Source organism: Actinomyces sp. oral taxon 175 str. F0384, from assembly GCF_000223355.1.
Classification (GTDB): domain Bacteria; phylum Actinomycetota; class Actinomycetes; order Actinomycetales; family Actinomycetaceae; genus Actinomyces; species Actinomyces oris.
Genome location: NZ_AFUR01000005.1, coordinates 165,819 through 184,239, shown reverse-complemented (window position 1 = coordinate 184,239; position 18,421 = coordinate 165,819). Strand labels below are relative to the sequence as shown.

15 protein-coding genes are annotated in these 18,421 nt (G+C 67.2%); 7 read left to right on the top strand and 8 right to left on the bottom strand.

Features of this window, described 5'->3' with window-relative positions; translation table 11 throughout:
* Positions 1-285: 285 nt before the first annotated feature.
* Positions 286-3,060 carry a DUF5979 domain-containing protein gene (locus tag HMPREF9058_RS08480; protein ID WP_254654117.1) on the bottom strand — a complete coding sequence of 925 codons (2,775 nt, stop codon included), beginning with the start codon at positions 3,058-3,060 and terminating at the stop codon, positions 286-288.
* Positions 3,061-3,499: 439 nt separating this feature from the next.
* On the opposite strand from HMPREF9058_RS08480, the gene HMPREF9058_RS08475 reads away from it, so the two are divergent.
* Together HMPREF9058_RS08475 and HMPREF9058_RS08470 are read left to right on the top strand one after the other, a co-directional pair.
* Positions 3,500-4,225, top strand: a complete 726-nt coding sequence (locus tag HMPREF9058_RS08475; RefSeq protein WP_009406763.1) for an NB-ARC domain-containing protein — start codon at positions 3,500-3,502, stop codon at positions 4,223-4,225.
* A gap of 196 nt (positions 4,226-4,421) precedes the next feature.
* Complete coding sequence (locus HMPREF9058_RS08470) at positions 4,422-5,465, top strand: bile acid:sodium symporter family protein (RefSeq protein ID WP_009406901.1); 1,044 nt, start codon at positions 4,422-4,424, stop codon at positions 5,463-5,465.
* A gap of 10 nt (positions 5,466-5,475) precedes the next feature.
* Here the strand turns inward: HMPREF9058_RS08470 and HMPREF9058_RS08465 are convergent, their stop codons facing one another.
* The 5 genes from HMPREF9058_RS08465 to nrdH all read right to left on the bottom strand — a co-directional run bounded on the left by HMPREF9058_RS08465 (position 5,476) and on the right by nrdH (position 9,062).
* Entirely contained in the window at positions 5,476-5,754 is a 279-nt protein-coding gene (locus HMPREF9058_RS08465) for a hypothetical protein (RefSeq protein ID WP_254654110.1), read from the bottom strand.
* Between the two features lie 98 nt (positions 5,755-5,852).
* On the bottom strand, positions 5,853-6,068 hold the full coding sequence (locus HMPREF9058_RS13145) for a type II toxin-antitoxin system HicA family toxin (protein ID WP_009406887.1): 216 nt from the start codon (positions 6,066-6,068) through the stop codon (positions 5,853-5,855).
* 179 nt (positions 6,069-6,247) lie between these two features.
* A complete protein-coding gene (nrdE, locus tag HMPREF9058_RS08460) occupies positions 6,248-8,404 on the bottom strand; it encodes a class 1b ribonucleoside-diphosphate reductase subunit alpha (protein WP_003788405.1) in 2,157 nt (718 codons plus the stop codon).
* A complete protein-coding gene (nrdI, locus tag HMPREF9058_RS08455) occupies positions 8,389-8,799 on the bottom strand; it encodes a class Ib ribonucleoside-diphosphate reductase assembly flavoprotein NrdI (protein WP_003788408.1) in 411 nt (136 codons plus the stop codon). Before nrdI ends, nrdE begins: the two co-directional genes overlap by 16 nt.
* Before the next feature lie 17 nt (positions 8,800-8,816).
* Positions 8,817-9,062 carry a glutaredoxin-like protein NrdH gene (nrdH, locus tag HMPREF9058_RS08450; protein ID WP_003788409.1) on the bottom strand — a complete coding sequence of 82 codons (246 nt, stop codon included), beginning with the start codon at positions 9,060-9,062 and terminating at the stop codon, positions 8,817-8,819.
* Between the two features lie 685 nt (positions 9,063-9,747).
* Between nrdH and HMPREF9058_RS08445 the strand changes: the two genes are divergently transcribed.
* The 5 genes from HMPREF9058_RS08445 to HMPREF9058_RS08425 all read left to right on the top strand — a co-directional run bounded on the left by HMPREF9058_RS08445 (position 9,748) and on the right by HMPREF9058_RS08425 (position 15,651).
* Positions 9,748-10,632, top strand: coding sequence for a DUF4956 domain-containing protein (locus HMPREF9058_RS08445; protein WP_009406858.1), 885 nt, complete (start codon positions 9,748-9,750; stop codon positions 10,630-10,632).
* A 188-nt stretch (positions 10,633-10,820) separates the two neighbouring features.
* Positions 10,821-11,642, top strand: coding sequence for a polyphosphate polymerase domain-containing protein (locus HMPREF9058_RS08440; protein ID WP_009406932.1), 822 nt, complete (start codon positions 10,821-10,823; stop codon positions 11,640-11,642).
* A 277-nt stretch (positions 11,643-11,919) separates the two neighbouring features.
* Positions 11,920-12,729 (top strand): DUF4956 domain-containing protein, encoded by an 810-nt coding sequence (locus HMPREF9058_RS08435; RefSeq protein ID WP_009406792.1) that lies wholly within the window; start codon positions 11,920-11,922, stop codon positions 12,727-12,729.
* 52 nt (positions 12,730-12,781) lie between these two features.
* On the top strand, positions 12,782-13,786 hold the full coding sequence (locus HMPREF9058_RS08430; protein ID WP_009406910.1) for a polyphosphate polymerase domain-containing protein: 1,005 nt from the start codon (positions 12,782-12,784) through the stop codon (positions 13,784-13,786).
* Positions 13,787-13,869: 83 nt separating this feature from the next.
* A complete protein-coding gene (locus HMPREF9058_RS08425) occupies positions 13,870-15,651 on the top strand; it encodes a carbohydrate-binding domain-containing protein (protein ID WP_009406746.1) in 1,782 nt (593 codons plus the stop codon).
* A 74-nt stretch (positions 15,652-15,725) separates the two neighbouring features.
* Here HMPREF9058_RS08425 and HMPREF9058_RS08420 read toward each other — a convergent pair whose 3' ends face one another.
* Together HMPREF9058_RS08420 and HMPREF9058_RS08415 are read right to left on the bottom strand one after the other, a co-directional pair.
* On the bottom strand, positions 15,726-16,544 hold the full coding sequence (locus HMPREF9058_RS08420; RefSeq protein WP_009406857.1) for a hypothetical protein: 819 nt from the start codon (positions 16,542-16,544) through the stop codon (positions 15,726-15,728).
* A 209-nt stretch (positions 16,545-16,753) separates the two neighbouring features.
* A complete protein-coding gene (locus HMPREF9058_RS08415; protein WP_009406737.1) occupies positions 16,754-18,415 on the bottom strand; it encodes an L-serine ammonia-lyase in 1,662 nt (553 codons plus the stop codon).
* Positions 18,416-18,421 lie beyond the last annotated feature (6 nt).

The following is an 18,421-nucleotide window of genomic DNA, read 5'->3' as shown; positions in this document are numbered from 1 at the left end:
TCGTGCGTCTCGGGAGGCTCCGTCCGCCCGCCAGCCCCATCACAGCGGTACCGATTCACTCGAACGCGACAGGAAGAGCGCAATGAACAGGAACCGGATGATGCTGCGTCGACGATGAGCCATGGCGCCACCTTAGGCTCTCACTCCGGCACACGGGATGGGGATCGTTCCCCTCTCCGGTGCAGTCGGCTGCTGGAGCGCAAGACGCCCCGGGCCCACCTGAGTGCAGAACTCAGGTGGGCCCGGGGACCTATCCCTGTGAGAGGTGGGAACTAGCGGCCGGCGTCAGGCGCGGCGGCGGCTCACCAGCAGAGCCCCTCCCATCACGGCGACCACGGCGATGCCCAGAGGCAGGCCGATCCTGACACCGGTGCTGGCCAGCGGGCCCCCCGCAGGACCGCCAGGTGCCCCATCGGCCGGGGCCGGCGCCGCCGAGCTAGTGGACGTCACCGGTGCAGGCGCGCCGTCCGACGACGAGTCACCCGCAGCGGTGGAGCTGCTCGCGTCAGCGCTGGGCTTGGCGTTCGGGTCCGCGCTGGCGTCAGCAGCGGGCTTGTCAGCCGGGTCCGCACTCGCCTCAGCACTGGGCTTGGCGTTCGGGTCCGCACTCGCCTCAGCACTGGGCTTGGCGTTTGGGTCCACACTGGCGTCAGCGGCCGGCTTGTCAGCCGGGTCCGCACTCGCCTCAGCACTCGGCTTGGCGCTCGCCTCAGCACTGGGCTTGGCGTTCGGGTCCGCGCTGGCGTCAGCAGCGGGCTTGTCAGCCGGGTCCGCACTCGCCTCAGCACTGGGCTTGGCGTTCGGGTCCGCGCTGGCGTCAGCGGCCGGCTTGTCAGCCGGGTCCGCACTCGCCTCAGCACTCGGCTTGGCGCTCGCCTCAGCACTGGGCTTCACGTTCGGGTCCGCGCTGGCGTCAGCGGCCGGCTTCTCGGTCGGAGCGGCACTCGGCGCAGCACTCGGCTCGGCGGAAGGCTTCGCAGTCGCCTCAGCGCTCGGCGTCGGCGACGGCACGGCGAGAGAGGTGTACATACCAGCGAACTTCAGGTCCAGCACCTTCTCGCCAATAGTCACCTTCTGAGACGCGGGAGCCTTGAGGGTGTACCCGTCGACCTGAGCCTTGTCCACGTCCTGTTCAATGGTGCACTCAGTGCCCACGGGCAGCTCCGGACCATTGACCGCCGGGCCATTGGCCTTGGCCTTGAGGGTGCCTTCCTGCCCGTTGTCGCAGGTGTAGGTGAAGGTGAACTCCTTGTCAGCCACGGGAGCACCCGAGGCAGTGTTGGTCACCGAGAAGGAGCCCTTGGCCTTCGTGTAGGTGTTGGTCATCGTCACCTCGGCCGTCTGATCCTTGACGATAGCGACGGTCTGCGGCTCCGGGGCGGTCAGCGTGTACCCCGACCGGAAGGCGGAGTCGGTGATCTCGGTGACGGTGCAGGTCGAGCCTGCCGCGACCTCCTCGGAGTGCTCCGAGGTCTTCCCACCCTTCACCATCAGGAAGCCCGTGGTCTGGTCGGTGCAGCTGTAGGTGAACAAGAAGGTGGAGTTGCTGAAGTCGCCGTCGCCGGCCAGGGCCTTCGTGATCGTGAAGTCACCGTGATCCACGGGCACGGCGTCAGCAGAGTTGCTCAGCGTCACGGTCTCGAGCATCTGCTCCTCAACGGTCGCAGTGTTGGTGCTCTGGCCGTTCACCATGAAGGCCGGCTTACCCCAGACGACACCTTCAGGAGTGACCGAGGCGTTCGTCGGGTCCTCGTTGAACGTGAGGACCGTTCCGGTGGGGAAGATTTCCTTGAACACGGTCTTCGCACCGATGTTCAGGTTCATCTCGAGGTCACCACCAGTACCCTCCTGGTTGAGGGTGCCCGGGGCCTTCCAGCCCGGGTAGGCGCTTGCCTTCGCGTCACCGGGCAGGTCGTAGTTGACACTGACCTTGAAGGTGGTGTCCGCCGGCACCTTGCCGGTCTGGGTTCCGGTGAGGAGCTTGGTGATCTCGAATCCACCGAAGCCAGGCTTCATCTCGACGTTAATGGAGAAGGATGAGGCGTAGTGCACAGCGTAGGAGCCCCGCAGACTGGTTCCCAGCGCGGTGGCGTCGTTCTTGTACCGCACACCGGGCTGCACCTTGCCGTTGTCGGTGTTGGGGGTCGACTCGTAGCGGACGATGTAGTTGCTGCGCGGCGCGAAGGGACCGGTCACCTTGATGAAGGCGACGTCGCCGTTGAAGGTGACGTCGAGGTCGAAGTCGCCCGCGCCGGTGTTCTGGTCGGCGCCGGAAGCGTCCGTGAGCTGCCCGGAGCTGGCACCCTTACCCTCGGAGGTGCCGGTCTCCAGCCTCCACCTGCTCTTGTCGGCGACGTACTTCTGTCCGGGGCCGAGCTCATCGGTGAACATGATGGTCGAGCGGGTCTTGCCGTCCACGGTCAGCGACTGACCGTTCTCCTCGAGAGCCGCCTTGATCTGGTCAGGACCGAAGATCAGCTGCCAGGCAATTTTGTCGGAGTCAGCGGTCAGGTCGCTGGCCCACTTGGTGACCTTCTCCGGCTTGTAGGGGCCTTCGACGTACGCGCCGATCTTGCCGCCAGGAACGGCCACGGGAGTGTCGACACCGTTGGCCTTGATCGACAGGTTGGGCAGATCCGAGGCCCCGTTGGCCACCACCAGTGACGTCCCGTTACCCCGCAGGTCCTTGAAACCCTGGGCGACGATCTTGTCGAGCTCACTGTTGAAGGTGCAGGTGATCTTACGCTCGGCCACCGAGCACTCACCCACCTGCGTGTTGACGCCATCGTGGTTGAGCATCATCGGCTCAGTGATCTTGTCCTTGCTGCGGACCTGCTCGGGCAGTGCGATCTCGAAGGAGTCCCCGCCCTTGGCCTGGGCCTTGCTGGCATCCCAGCTGAACTTCAGCTTGAGGTAGTCACCGCTCTGGATCGCGGTCTTGCTCGGGTCCTCCTCGCCGACGGCGTTTGAGGGGGTCAGTGACAGGTCGGAGACAGTGATCTTCGGGTTGATGGCGGCTCGGGCCTGCATGGGCAGGACCGTCAGCATCGCGGCAACCATCACCACGAGCAGGAGGAGAGCACCTGTGGCACGCACAGGCGCTCTGAGCGCTCTGGGGGCATGGATCTTTGACACGGCAAACCTTTCGGGAGAAGTCCGGCACTCAATTGATGCGGTGCCGAACTTAAGTTCTATATTTACTGGTATCAATGGCGAAAATCTCACGCGACGGTCACGAATCGGCTGCCGTTTTGCCTCGGAATGATGACGATGATGACGACTTCATCGCTAACCGCTCAGGTGGGAGAAATCGATTTTCGACGGCGCCCACCTCGGCTCATCCCTCAGCCGACCCCAGAGTTGCAGCCAACAACCGATCATCAGCAGTATCGGCCGCAATTCCACCATCCATCCGGCATCCACTCAGCTCCGGACATCACCACGGACACAGACACTGCACCGGCCCCTCAGGCACGTAGTTGACTGAGATAATAGATTCATGAGTCCCACGGTTCGGGTGGGCGAGACCTCCGCCCTTGTCAGCAACCTCGTCAACCAGCTCGTACAGCGGTTGGCGGCCGACAACGCGCCTGAACGCCTCGTCGTCGGGCTGGCAGGCGCTCCCGGTTCGGGAAAATCAACGATTGCCGAGCAGCTGGTGACCGAGCTGAAAGCGGCTGGCATCTTCGCCGGGCTGGTCGCCATGGACGGCTTCCACCTGTCCAACGCCGTCCTGGACGAGCTGGGGCGCCACAACCGCAAGGGTGCGCCGGACACCTTCGACGTCGAGGGCTACCTGACGACCCTGGACCGGGTGCGGGCCGACGGCGCCCCACAGGTCCTCGCCCCGGTCTACCGACGCGACATGCACGAGTCCGTGGCGGCCGGGAGCATCGTCAGCGGCACCGGCGTCGTCGTCACTGAGGGCAACTACCTCGCGCTGGAGACGCGGGGTTGGGGTGCGGCGCGTGAGCGGATCGACCTGCTCATCCACATTGACGTGCCCGAGGAGGTGCTCGTGCCGCGGCTCATCAACCGGCACGAGGACTTCGGTAAGAACCCGCTGGCGGCCGGTCACTGGGTGCGCACCGTGGATCTGCCCAATGCTCGCCTCATCGCCACAAGCGTCCACCGCTGCGACGAGGTGTGGCGCGAGCCCGAGGACGAAGACGACTCCAACGTCGTCGACGACGGCGCTGACGACGCCGACGACGACCTCGAGTAGAGCCCCGGCCTGCACTGGCCTCACCAAGCCCGCGGGGCCACCGACGCGGGTCACGGCCGGCGGCCCGTTCCGAGCCCTCAGTACTCGAGGCTCAGGTGCGTCCGCACGGTGGACTGAGACGGCATCGTTTCACTCCTCGGACTATCGTCACCGCGCGTATCCCCGCTGACGCTCCACCGTTGATCCGAGGCATCCCATGACACCCCCGACAGACACTGACGCAGTCACCGATGCAGCCGCCGAGAAGAGACAGGACCGCAGCGCCCGCATCGCGGTGACGGTCTTCCCACTCATCATGTTCGGCGCCTTCCTCGCCGCCTTCTTCTCGCCCTCCACCTTCGTGCCGCTGGCCGGTTACATGACGCCGTTGCTGGCCGTCACGATGCTGGGGATGGGGATGACCTTGTCCATCCCGGACTTCACGATGATCGCCCGCCACCCGAAGCCGGTCATTCTGGGTGTGCTCAGCCAGTACGCGGTCATGCCGCTGGTGGGTTGGAGCGTGGCGAACCTGCTGCCGCTGTCCCCCGAACTCAAGGTGGGCATCATCCTCATCGGCTGCGTGCCCGGAGGGACGACGTCGAACGTGGTGAGCTACCTGGCCAAGGGCAACACGGCGCTTTCGGTGTCGATGACCGCCTTCTCCACGATGCTTGCCCCTATCGTCACCCCGCTGCTGACTCTGTGGCTGGCCGGCACCTACATGCAGGTGCCAGCCGGGTCGATGGCACTGTCGATTGTGCAGATCGTGCTGCTGCCGGTGGGTGCGGGCCTGGCCTGCAATGTCTTCTTCCACCGGCAGGTGGCGCGGATCCAGCCGGCGATGCCATGGGTCTCGGTTGTGGCGATCGCCGCGGTGGTGGCGGCCGTGGCCTCCAAGAGTCAGCCGCTCATCGCCACCGCGGGGCCACTCATGTTCGCCGCAATCGCCTTGGAGAATGCAACCGGCTACGCCCTGGGCTACGCCGTGGCGCGAGCCTTCGGCGTCTCGCGGGCCGACCGCCGCACGATCGGTATCGAGGTGGGCCTGCAGAACGCCGGGCTCGGTTCAACGCTCGCCCTGCAGTACCTGAGCGCGGCAGTGGCCGCACCCTGCGCGGTGGCGACCTTCTGGCACACGATCACCGGTTCCCTGCTGGCCATGTACTGGCGCCTGCGCGGGTTCCCGGCCGGCGAGGATCCGCACGCCACCGTGCGCGAGCTGCGCCGTCGTGCCAAGGAGTCCTCGGCTGCGAGGTGAGCCACTGCCGTTAGGCGGAGAGCTGCGCGATCCGCCCCGGAGTGAGCGCCACGGCGCCGGCGACGTCGCGCACACTATGCCCTTGAGCCAGCATGGCGTGCACTGACTCCTCCGTCGCGCTTCGCAAGGCCGCCTCGGCGTAGCGAAGAGCCATTCGGTCGTTACCGACCTTGAGTGCCCGCACGATGTACTCCGGCAGACCATCATCTGGAAGAAGACGGACGTCGATGACAGCCCCCTCCGGCAGATCCGCTGCAAGGATGATGGCATCGACAATCTCAGCGCGCACCGCTGCGAGAGTAGGGGCCCAGGTATGCGCCGTGGGTTCCTGAACGCACTGCGCCAACCAGTTGTCCGCCTCGCGACTCACCGTCACGTCATACGTCGTCATCGTCTTGTCCACCCTTTCCCGAGGACCGGCGCAAGGTCGCGATCGATCGCGGCCAGCGTTCCCACCGGCACCTCTCCAGCATGTTGAGGAACAACAGTGAAGGCCCGAACCCCCTCGGCCGACACCACCTCGTACCGTCGATGCGAACCACGTTGACGAGTCACGACACCACCCAGCGCCTCGATCCGTCGGTTGAGCTCGCGCACCTTCACGACAGCAGTTTATCCGCTAAACAACTCATGTGTACAGCCACTACACACCACACAGGAGATGATGGCAAGAGCGGTCATCGACAGACACTCGCCCATACAGCACGAGAGTCGGGGCCGGGAGGAATCATGTCCTCTCGGCCCCGACGGCAGTCATGGGCAGGCAGCCGACGGCAGCCAGCTCACAGCATGCAGGAGACGCAGCCCTCGACCTCGGTCCCGGTCAGGGCGGCCTGGCGCAGGCGGATGTAGTAGAGGGTCTTGATGCCCTTGCGCCAGGCGTAGATCTGGGCTCGGTTGACGTCGCGGGTGGTGGCCGTGTCCGGGAAGAACAGCGTGAGGCTCAGCCCCTGGTCGACGTGCTGGGTGGCCACGGCGTAGGTGTCGATGATCTTCTCCGGGCCGATCTCGTAGGCGTCCCGGTAGTACTCGAGGTTGTCATTCGTCATGAAGGGCGCCGGGTAGTAGACGCGGCCGATCTTGCCCTCCTTGCGGATCTCCACCTTGGCCACGATCGGGTGGATCGAGGAGGTGGAGTTGTTGATGTAGGAGATCGAGCCGGTGGGCGGCACGGCCTGCAGGTTGCGGTTGTACAGGCCGCCCTTCTTGATCTTCTCCGCCAGCTCGGCCCAGTCCTCACGCGTGGGAACGTGCACGCTGGAGGCCGCGAAGATCTCCTTGACGCGCTCGGTGACCGGTACGAAGTCCTGGGTCACGTACTTCTCGAAGAACTCGCCGCTGGCGTAGGTCGAGTCCTCGAAGCCCACGAAGCTCTCCCCGCGCTCCACGGCCATCTCGTTCGACGCCGTCAGGGCGGCGAACAGGACGCTGGCGAAGTAGACGTTGGTGAAGTCCAGGCCCTCCTCGGAGCCGTAGTGGATGCGCTCACGCGCCAGGAAGCCATGGAGGTTCATCTGCCCCAGGCCAATGGCATGCGACTCGTGGTTGCCCCGGTCGATGGAGGGCACGCTGGGCAGGTGGGTCTGGTCGCTGACGGCGGTCAGGCCGCGCACAGCGGTGCGGATCGTGCGGGCGAAGTCCGGGGAGTCCATCGTCTTGGCGATGTTGAGGCTGCCCAGGTTGCAGGAGATGTCCTTGCCCACGTGGGCGTAGGTGAGGTCCTCGTTGAGCTCGCTGGGCTCGGAGACCTGAAGGATCTCGGAGCACAGGTTGGACATGACGACCTTGCCCTTGATGGGGTTGGCCTTGTTGACCGTGTCCTCGAACATGACGTACGGGTAGCCGGACTCGAACTGGATCTCGGCCAGAGTCTGGAAGAAGGTGCGGGCGTTGATCTTTTTCTTCTTGATGCGCCCGTCGTCCACCATCTCGCGGTACTTCTCAGTGACGTTGATGTCCGCGAAGGGCATGCCGTAGACGCGCTCGACGTCGTAGGGGCTGAAGAGGTACATGTCCTCGTTGTTGCGGGCCAGCTCGAAGGTAATGTCGGGGATGACGACGCCCAGTGAGAGGGTCTTGATGCGGATCTTCTCGTCGGCGTTCTCACGCTTGGTGTCCAGGAACCGCATGATGTCGGGGTGGTGGGCGTGCAGGTACACGGCCCCTGCACCCTGGCGGGCCCCGAGCTGGTTGGCGTAGGAGAAGGAGTCCTCCAGCAACTTCATGACGGGGATGACGCCGCTGGACTGGTTCTCGATGCGCTTGATGGGGGCGCCCATCTCCCGCAGGTTGCTCAGCAGGAGGGCCACTCCCCCGCCGCGCTTGGACAGCTGGAGGGCGGAGTTGATGCCGCGGGCGATCGACTCCATGTTGTCCTCGATGCGCACGAGGAAGCAGGAGACGGGCTCCCCGCGCTGAGCCTTGCCCTCGTTGAGGAAGGTGGGTGTGGCCGGCTGGAAGCGGCCGGACATCATCTCGTCGACGAGGTCGAGGGCCAGCTGCTCGTCGCCGTCGGCCAGTGTGAGGGCCACCATGGTGACGCGGTCCTCGAAGCGCTCCAGGTAGCGCTTCCCGTCGAAGGTCTTGAGCGTGTAGGACGTGTAGTACTTGAAGGCACCCAGGAAGGTCTCGAAGCGGAACTTGTGGGCGTAGGCGGCCTTGAAGGCGGACTTGACGAACTCCGGGGAGTACTTGTCCAGGATGTGGCCCTCGTAGTAGCCCTCCTCGACCAGGTACTCGAGCTTCTCCTCCAGGTCGTGGAAGAAGACCGTGTTCTGGTTGACGTGCTGGAGGAAGTACTGCCGGGCCGCCTCGTGGTCGGCATCGAACTGGATCCTGCCGTCCGCGTCGTAGAGGTTCAGCTTCGCGTTGAGCGCGTGGTAGTCCAGCTCCGGGGAGGACACGGTCTCTGAGCCGGTGTCCGTCAGCGTGTCTGCCAAAAGTCTTCCAATCCTTCTTTGACGCGTGCGACGTCCGTGGGGGTGCCGAGCAGCTCGTAGCGGTACAGGAACGGCACTCCCAACTTGCTGGCGATGATGTCACCCGCCAGGCAGTAGGCCTGGCCGAAGTTGGTGTTGCCCGAGGCGATGACGCCCCGGCACAGGGCCCGGTTGTCCGGGTTGTTGAGGAAGGCGATGACCTGCTTGGGCACCGCCCCCTTGACGGAGCCGCCACCGTAGGTGGGCACGACCAGGACGTACTCCTCGTCCACGGTCAGCGGCGACTCCGTGCGCCTCAGGGGGATGCGCGCCGTCGGGAAGCCGAGCTTGCCCACGAATCGGTGCGTGTTCTCCGAGGTGGAGGAGAAGTAGACCAGCAGAGGCCCGCTACTCACGGCGCGCCCCCGCGGCCTCAGACCGCGACGGACTCGACGGCCAGGGCGAGGGTCTTGATCTTGTCCGGGCGGAAGCCGGACCAGTGGTCCTCTCCGGCGACGACGACGGGGGCCTGGGCGTACCCCAGGGACTTGACCTGCTCGAGGGCCTGAGCGTCCAAGGAGATGTCCACCGTCTCGTAGGACAGGCCGGCCTTGTCCATGGCGCGGTAGGTGGCCGTGCACTGGACGCAGTTGGGCTTGCTGTAGATGGTGATCGCCATGTCCGTCTCTTCCTCAGGGTCGGGTGGCGGTGACTGCGGCCCGTCCCCGAACAGGGACTGCGCCGGCGGCACCACACGCTTGTCATTCACGGGAGGCCAGAACGGCCCCGCGGAGCAAGACACTACCCCTTGGGGTGATCCGGGTCCATCACCCCAAGATGCTGTGTCTAACGTGGCCCTGTGCACACCACCCCTCCCCTCTGTGGAAAACCTTCGTCTCACTGTGGACGGCTGGTGGAGACAGTCCGTGGCCACCTCGTTGGAGGCCCTCGAGCCCGTCCCCGCAATCCGCACAACGATGGTCCTGCATGGGTACGACATCTATTCGCCCCCCTTAACCACAGGCGCAGCCGGTCGTCGGCACTTCTCTACCCCCAGCCCTGGGGATGAAGACGCAGAATTCGCCCTCTCGGACACACCCCTTCGGCGTGTCGCCGCACCCAGCGAACATCCAGCAAATGACCGGGATCCGACGGCGTCGAAAGCGACCACCTCGATCGACACTTCCCGCCGCCAGCACTCAGCAGGCCGGTGATAACCGTGACAACGAGGAAGGCTGCTCCGAGAGTATGCAGCCTCACACCACACAAGGGGCTCGCGCACTAGCGCGATTTATACAAACCAACCTATCGTTATGTTAACGTAATAATACGGTTCCCAACCCATCTCCCCCAAGGACATCCTCATGCAGCAGGTGTTGCAAGATCTACCATTGACACTGGCCTACATCGGCTCCGATCTGGTGGCCATCGCGCTCCTGGTCGGAGCCCTCTACATTCCACGTCACGGCCGCCGCGACCTCGTAGCCGCCTACATCGGCGTCAACGTCGGCGTCCTGGCCGTCACCCTGCTGCTGTCAACGAGCGACAGCGTCGGAGCCGGCCTGGGCCTGGGACTCTTCGGCGTCCTGTCCATCATCCGCCTGCGCTCCTCCTCCCTGGCCCAGGGGGAGGTGGCCTATTTCTTCGCGGCCCTGGCCCTGGGCCTGCTCGGTGGCATCAAGGGCAAGCACATCAGCCACCTCACCATCGTCGCCATCCTCATGCTCCTCATCCTCGCCTCCCTGTGGGTGGGCGACCACCCGGCGCTCTTGCGCCGCAACCGCAACCAGGTCGTCACCCTTGACCGGGCCATCAGCAACGAGAACGAGCTCATCACCGAACTCGAGGACCTGCTCGGCGCCCAGGTGCGCAGCGTGGACCTCAAGAGCCTGGACCTGGTCAACGACACCACCATCGTGGAGGTCCACTACCGGCTGCGTCCCCGGTCCCGTACGGCCACACCGGCTCAGCCGCCGGCCGCCCAGCTGCAGCAGGAGGAGACGCCGCAGGGGCCCCATCTGGTCCGGGAGGCTCAGCCTCAGGCCCCCGTTCAGGCCGCCGCTCAGGTTCAGCCCGCCGGTCAGCAGCTCTGGCCCGAGACCCCCGTGGCCGACAGCGCCGCGAGAGCAGCCACTGCCCCGCCTCGGTACGACTGGATCACCGGTCACCGCCAGCAACACGCCTCCGCCTCCCCGCAGCACGCTCAGGTGAACAACCCTCCGTCCATGGTCCAGCCCCGCTACAACTGACCGCGCCGGCCCGCCCCCACCGGCGGTGCCCCGCATCGGGACTGCATCGTCGCCTCGAGGACATCGCGCACCCATAGCGTCCACCGCACCCACCACGCAGCCACTGCCGCCGCCCCTCCTCCACCGCTGCCACCCAGCAGCATCGGTTCCCCCACCTCGCGACTCCCGATCCCGGAAAGGACTGCACCGTGCTGAACACCGACGACATCAACACGATCTCCCTCGCCGAGCTCAACTCCGAGGCGAGTCTCCTGACCCGCATGGACCGCAAGTACCTGGTTCCCCCGGGCGACACCCAGCACGTCATCAGCCACCTGGCCCCGCGAGCGCAGGTCCTCCAGATCGACGGCCTGCGACACTTCCGTTACGCCTCGACCTACTTCGACACCCCCGGCCTGGACGCCTACTTCCTGGCGGCCCGCAAGCGCCGTCGGCGTTACAAGATCCGCACCCGCACCTATCTGGACTCCGGCCTGTGCTTCCTGGAGGTCAAGACCAACGGGTCGCGCGAGGCCACGGTCAAGGACCGCTTCAAGTACGATCCCGACGACGCCGACCGCGTCACACCCGACGGTCGCCTGTTCGTCATCGAGCGCCTCGTGGAGTCCGGCACCTGCTCCTCGGACGAGGCGCGCACGATCGCCGATGCCCTCGTCCCGGTCATGGACTCCACCTACAGCCGCACCACCCTGCACCTGCCCCACGACGAGGCCCGCGCCACCTTCGACACCCAGCTCACTTGGGACCTGTTCGGCCCCGACGGGAAGCGCCTGGGGCAGGGCGTCATGGTCGATCACCTCAACGTCGTCGAGACGAAGAACCCCTCCACGGCCTCCCCCACGGACCGCCTCCTGTGGCATCAGGGGCACCGGCCGGCCCGCATCTCGAAGTACGCCACCGGTATGGCGCTGCTGTACGCGAACCTGCCCACCAACCGGTGGAACCGCACCATCAAGCGGGATCTGGGGCGCTACTGGCGTCAGGCCCAGTCGCGCCAGCTCGCGGCCTGAGCAGCAGCCCTCACGCTTCCAACCCACCCCAACCAGCGCCTCCACAGGTCCCGGGCACCGCCCGTCTGTGGGGGCGCTGTTGGCCGCCTTACGCCGCGGCGCGGCAAGTCATGCCTCCCCCATGCCCTGTTCACAGCGCGCTCATGGAATGCGCCCGTTGACTGTTTGTCACCGGACGGAGCCGCACAACGCCGCGGCGCGCTGAGGGCGCTCCCCTGCTGCCCACCCCGCGGTCAGGCCCCGTCACCGGTCCGATTGACCCGACAGGAGCCTCCCGATGAGCCTGACCACCCTGACCTACATCGCCGCCGACCTGATCGCCCTCGCCGTCCTGGTCGGGGCCCTCTACGCCCCCCGCCACGCACGCAAGGACCTCATGGCCGCCTACATCGGCGTCAACGTGGGCGTTCTGGCCGTCACCCTGCTGCTGTCGACAGCGAGCGTCGCGGCCGGCCTGGGCCTGGGGCTCTTCGGCGTCCTGTCCATCATCCGCCTGCGCTCCACCGAGCTGGCCCAGCACGAGGTCGCCTACTTCTTCGCGGCCCTGGCCCTGGGCCTGCTCGGCGGGATCCAGACCGCACCGATCGGGATGGTGGCGGCCCTCATGGGCACCGTCGTCGCCGCCCTGTGGATCGGCGACCACCCCGCGCTCATGCGCCGCAACCGTCACCAGGTGATCGTCCTCGACCACGCCATCACCAACGAGACCGCTCTCATCGCGCACCTGGAGCGCACCCTGGGCGGGCAGGTCCGCTCGGTGGAGGTCCAGCGCCTCGACCTGGTCGACGACACCACCACCGTTGACGTCCGCTTCCGGGTGCCGCGTCACACCCCCGCTGAGCTCGAGACCGCCACGGCCTTCGACGACATCGCCCCCGCCACGCAGCCGGCCGCCGAGCCGACCGGCCTCGTCGCCCGCGAGGCGCAGACCGCCCAGCCCTGGAGCGGCACGCGCCTGAACGCCGCGCAGGCCGGCTCCCGCCCCGAGCCCGTCGAGGCCCAGTCCCTCACCGTGGCGCCGGCCGCCCAGTACGTCACCCGCTCCAGCAGTCAGGTGGCCTCGCCCGCCGCCGTGGCCTCGCGCTGACCGCTGACCCGGACGAAGCCGACAGGCCAGACAAGGACAGACAAGGACCCCGATGATGACCACGACGACAACCTCAACGACGATCTCAACGGCAACCGTGAGCACCTCCCCGGCAGCTTCCTTCGCGGGGCCTCTGGCTCCGACGTCGGGCTCCCTGAACGCCGACCACCTGGCCCCGATCAGTCTCGCCGAGCTCAACGACGCCGCGGGCCTGCTCACCCGGGTGGACCGCAAGTACCTGGTGCCGCTGGAGCGTGCGCAGGAGCTCGTGGGTGGCCTCAGCTCGGAGGCCCGGGTCCTGAATATCGACGGGCGGCGCCGCTTCTCCTACGCCTCGACCTACTTCGACACCCCGGGGCTGGAGGCCTTCATGCTCACGGCCCGCAAGCGGCGTCGACGCTTCAAGGTGCGCACCCGCACCTACCTGGATTCCGGCCTGTGCTTCCTGGAGGTCAAGACCCGCGGCGCGCGCGGCACCACCGTCAAGCGGCGCATGGGATACCACCCCGACGATGCCTCCCGCCTGACCGGCTCGGGTCGTGCCTTTGTGGCCGCCTGCCTGGCGAGCACGGGGGTCACCGGGCCGGCTGCGGCCCGGGATGTCGCCGCCGTGCTGCGGCCGGTGCTGGCCACCACCTATGAGCGCACCACCTTGCACCTGCCGCGCGCCGAGGCCCGGGCCACCATCGACACGTCCCTGACCTGGCGGCGCCTGACACCGGGGGTCCGCACGAGGACCGCCGGAGTCGCCGGGGCGCCGCAGGCCCTGCGCCCGGCCCACCTGACCGCGGCCATCGTCGACGGCGAGCCGGTGGCGGTAGCGGGCGTCGCCGTCGTCGAGACGAAGAACCCGGCCACGCCCTCACCTGCGGACCGGGCCCTGTGGGACGCCGGACACCGCCCCGCCCGCATCTCGAAGTACGCCACCGGCATGGCGCTGCTCCACCCCGAGCTGCCCGCCAACCGGTGGTACCGGACCCTGACCCACGAGCTCGCCGACCTGTTCGGCACCGACCGCTCCAACCTGGAGAGCATCGGCGCCACCCGCGCCGCCTGAGCGCCGCCTGAGCACCACCCCTAGACCACCCACGATCCGATACCGGACCCGAGAAGAACCCGAGAAGAAGAGGCCCAGACACCATGAAGACCACCAAGACGACGACCACGCCCCTCCACCGACTCCGCCGTCGTGCGACCGGAGCCGTCGCGTTCCTGGCCGCGATCGCCCTGGCGGCCGGCTGCTCGACCTCCTCGGCCTCCGGCAATGCCAGTGCCTCGAGCTCGAGTGAGTCGGATACGACGTGGACGACGATCTCCTCGTCGGTGGCCACGGCGTCGACCGGCGCAAGCGTCTCCGACATCCTGGGGGCGAACGCCTCGGTGGAGGACGCCTCGAGCTCCGCGGACGACGCCGGGACCCCGGACACGTCGTCGGCCACCACGATCACGCTGTCGGGATCGTCGGCCTCGGCCAGTGGGTCGGCGTCGAGCAACGTGAAGGTCGATGGGGGCACCGTCACCATCAGCGGCGGCGGCACCTACGTCATCAGCGGCGAGCTCAGCAACGGGCGGATCGTCGTCAACGCCCCCAAGGCGGACGTGCGCCTAGTCCTCAAGGGCGCGAGCATCACGAGCTCGGACGGGCCGGCCATCGACATCCAGGACGCCGGCAACGCGATCGTGGTCCTGGCCAAGGACTCCAAGAACACGCTGACCGACGGCGCGAGCTACGCCTCGGGGCAGGAGGCCACCGCCGCCCTGTTCTCCTCCGACACGCTCACCGTCACCGGGGCCGGCCAGCTGGACGTGACCGGCTCCTACAAGGACGGCATCTCCTCCAAGAACGGCCTCATCATCACCGGTAACGCCACCATCAAGGTCAAGGCCGCCGACGACGGGCTGCGCGGCAAGGACTACCTGGTGGTGGAGTCCGGGACGCTGACGGTCGAGGCCGGGGGCGACGCCCTGAAGTCCAGTGAGGGCGACGATGAGACGAAGGGCTTCATCTCCCTGGGCAAGGCGAGCATCACGCTGACCTCCACCGACGACGCGATCTCGGCGACCACGGACGTCACCGTCAAGGACACGACCCTGACGATCACGGCCGGCGGCGGCCAGGCGAACGCCACCGTTGAGGAGCAGGCCCCGCCCGGGCAGGAGTCGACGGCGGACTCCTCGACGCCTTCACCCAAGGGCATCAACGCCGGGGTGAGCTACACGCAGGACTCCGGGAAGGTCACTGTCAATGCGGCCGATGAGGGGCTGCAGGCGGCGTTCATCAACGTGGCCGGAGGGGAGCTGTCCATCGCGGCGGGCGACGACGGCATCAACGCCTCCAACGGCGACCACGTCATCGAGGGGCACGAGAACGCCGATTCCGAGTCCGACGACGGCTCGGTGCTGACGATCAGCGGCGGCGAGGTGGAGGTCTCCTACGCCTCCTCCGACGGTATCGACTCCAATGGCTCGGCCTACGTCAAGGGCGGGATCGTAGTGGTCTCGGGACAGGCCGGCGCGATGGACGGCGCGGTGGACGCCAACGGTGAAAGCCAGTTCGTGGGGGTCACGGGCTCGCCGTCGGTGAGCGCGGGGGACACGCTGACTGTCACGGATGCTTCCGGGTCTCAGGTGGCCTCGCTCAAGGTGGACTTCACGGCTGAGGCGATCACGGTGCTGGGCCTCACTGAGGGCCAGCAGTACACGGTGGCGACGTCATCGGGCGGCTCGGCCACGGGGACGGCCTCGGCGCTGTCGGCCGGCATGGGCGGCCCCATGGGTGGTGGCGCCGGTGGTCAGGGAGGCCAGGGCGGTCAGGGCGGTCAGGGCGGCGGGGGCCAGGGCCAGCAGTCCGGTGGCGGGCAGCAGTCCGGCAACCAGAACAGTCAGTCGAACAGCACGTCCAGTACCGCCCAGAGCAGCTGACCCGGACTGGACACTGAGGTGGGAGCCGCAGCGCAACGCTGCGGCCCCCACCTCGTGTCAGCAAGAAGGGATCCTCACTGGCCCTGATCAGGACTGGGCGGCGGAACGGGAGGCATCTGCCCTTGTTGCGGGACCTGCTCCGTGTAGCCGGGCTGGCTCTGCAGGAACTGCGTCTGGGGCTGCCCCTGAGGCAGCTGCCCACTCTGCTGGGGCTGGGGCTGCGGCAGCATCTGGGGCTGCCCCTGAGGCAGCTGCCCGCCCTGTTGCGGCTGCAGCTGCTGCTGCATCTGAGCCTGCTGCATCTGAGCGAGCTGCATCTGCTGCATGGCGAGAGTCTGCATACGAATCTCCTGAGCCTCGCCGTGACGCGTGGCCTCCCAGTCCGCGAACACGCGATTCTGCAGCTCAACCGTGAACGCCCGGAGCTTGCGGGACTCGATGAACGAGATCTCCAGGCCGAAGGAACCCCCGGCATGGTTGGTCACCACAAGCGCCGTCGAATAGGACGTCAACGCAAAGACAACAGAAAGCAGAAGGAGAATAGCTCCGCGAACAGGGTAGCCATCCATGAAGGCAAAACCGAAGATCAGGAATACCAGAGCCAAGAACGCGCGCCCGAACTTGAATCGGCCGGACGCCGTCACCGCTGAAATCGCACTGATGGGGAAAGTGTTCTCTTCAGACCCGATAGGAATGATGCCAAAAAGAGTGTTCGGCACCTTGTACACGAACCTCGAGCTCGAGCACATCATTTCCGCTTTAAGGAAGGGGAAGAGGAGCGACACAATGAATCGCTGGCCGTAAACCGAGGTTTCCCCCGGGGCAAGCATGAAGTCTGTGACGTTCTCAGAACCTACCGTGGATACGGCGTCAGAGGATTGGGACCTGTTCATGTTGTGAGTCTCGTCCGTAGGGGATAGTCCAGGGTTAGCCTACGTCACCGTAAGCACTCCGTTATCTTCCTCGCATCGCCGTTGATCGTCAAGCGACTCGACGGAAGATTGAGATCAAGCAGGTGACCTCACCAACGCGCGGGACTCGTATAGAGTACTCAAGTCCACATCCTGGAGTGCGCATTTTCAGTGACCAGTGTCGAGGTGGTTCAACACTCCACGACGTTGACGGCCAGGCCGCCGCGGGAGGTCTCCTTGTACTTGGCGAGCATGTCCTCGCCGGTCTGGCGCATCGTCTCGATGACGGTGTCGAGGCTGACGGCGTGCCGGCCCTCGCCCCACAGGGCCATGCGGGCGGCGTTGATGGCCTTGACGGCGGCCACCGCGTTGCGCTCGATGCAGGGGATCTGGACCAGCCCGCCCACCGGGTCGCAGGTGAGCCCCAGGTTGTGCTCCATGGCGATCTCGGCGGCGTTCTCGACCTGGGCGGGCGTCCCGCCCAGGGCCTCGGCCAGGCCGGCGGCCGCCATCGAGGAGGCCGAGCCGACCTCCCCCTGGCAGCCGACCTCGGCTCCCGCGATGGAGGCGTTGGTCTTGATGAGCCCGCCCACGGCCGTCGCCGCCAGCAGGAAGCGGCGGGCGCCGTCGTCGTCGGCCCCGGGAATGAAGCGCTCGTAGTAGGCCAGGACCGCCGGGACGATGCCAGCCGCACCGTTGGTGGGGGCGGTGACGACGCGGCGCCCGGCGGCGTTCTCCTCGTTGACCGCGAGCGCGAACAGGTCCACCCAGTCCATGCCGCGCAGGGGATCAGCCATGGTGAAGGCGGCACCCGGACCGGTCGACTGGGCGCACAGCCGCTCATGGAGGGCCTTGGCACGTCGGCGCACGCCGAGCCCGCCCGGCAGGATGCCCTCAGCGTTCATGCCGGCCTCGATGCAGGCGCGCATCGTGGCGCGCAGCCGGTCCAGGTAGGCGATGACCTCCTCCCGGCTGCGGGCGGAGAGCTCGTTGGCCAAGACGACGTCGGACACGCTCAGGCCCTCGCGCTCGCAGATCGCCAGCATCGCGGCCGAGGTAGTGAAGGGGAAGGGCGCCGGGGTGGCGTGGGCCTGGGTCGCGGAGGCGGTCGCCAGGGCCTGAATCGACGGCGACCCGGGGGTACCGACGTCCTCCATGACGAAGCCGCCGCCCACGGAGTAGTAGGTGCGGCGCAGGATTTCGGCGCCACTGGCGCAGTAGGCGGTCAGGGTCATGCCGTTAACGTGGTAGGGCAGGACCCGCCCGGGCAGGAAGTGGATGTCGGCGCTCGGGCTGAAGGGAATGGGGCCGACGCCGTCGACCACCAGCTCGCCGGCGGCCTCGACCTCCTCCATGAGGGACTCGCACACGACGGCGGGGACGGTCTCGGGCTCGTAGCCGGCCAGGCCCATGACGGCGGCGCGGTCGGTGGCGTGCCCGCGGCCGGTGGCACCCAGCGAGCCGTAGAGCTCGACGGTGACGCGGCTGGGCTGCGGCAGGCCGGCGCCGGGGACCGATGAGGCGCACTCGCCGTCGGACGCCCCCGCGCCGCCTGGGCGGACCGCCTCGGCCAGCTCCCGGCTGAAGGCGCGGCCGGCCCGCATGGGGCCCACGGTGTGGGAGGAGGAGGGGCCGATGCCGATGCGCATGAGGTCGAAGACGCTCAGCGGGCGGGGCGCCTGCTCGACGTCGATCGCCCCGGCCAGCAGGGCGGCGGGCGTGGCCGAGTCCAGTGCTGCGGAGACGAGCGCGGTCTCCCGGGCGACGTCGGATGGCTCAGTGACCGCCGTCGTCGCAGAAGCGGCTGCGGAATCGGGGGCGTTTGACGAGGTGGAGAGGCTGCGGCGGGTCACGTCCTT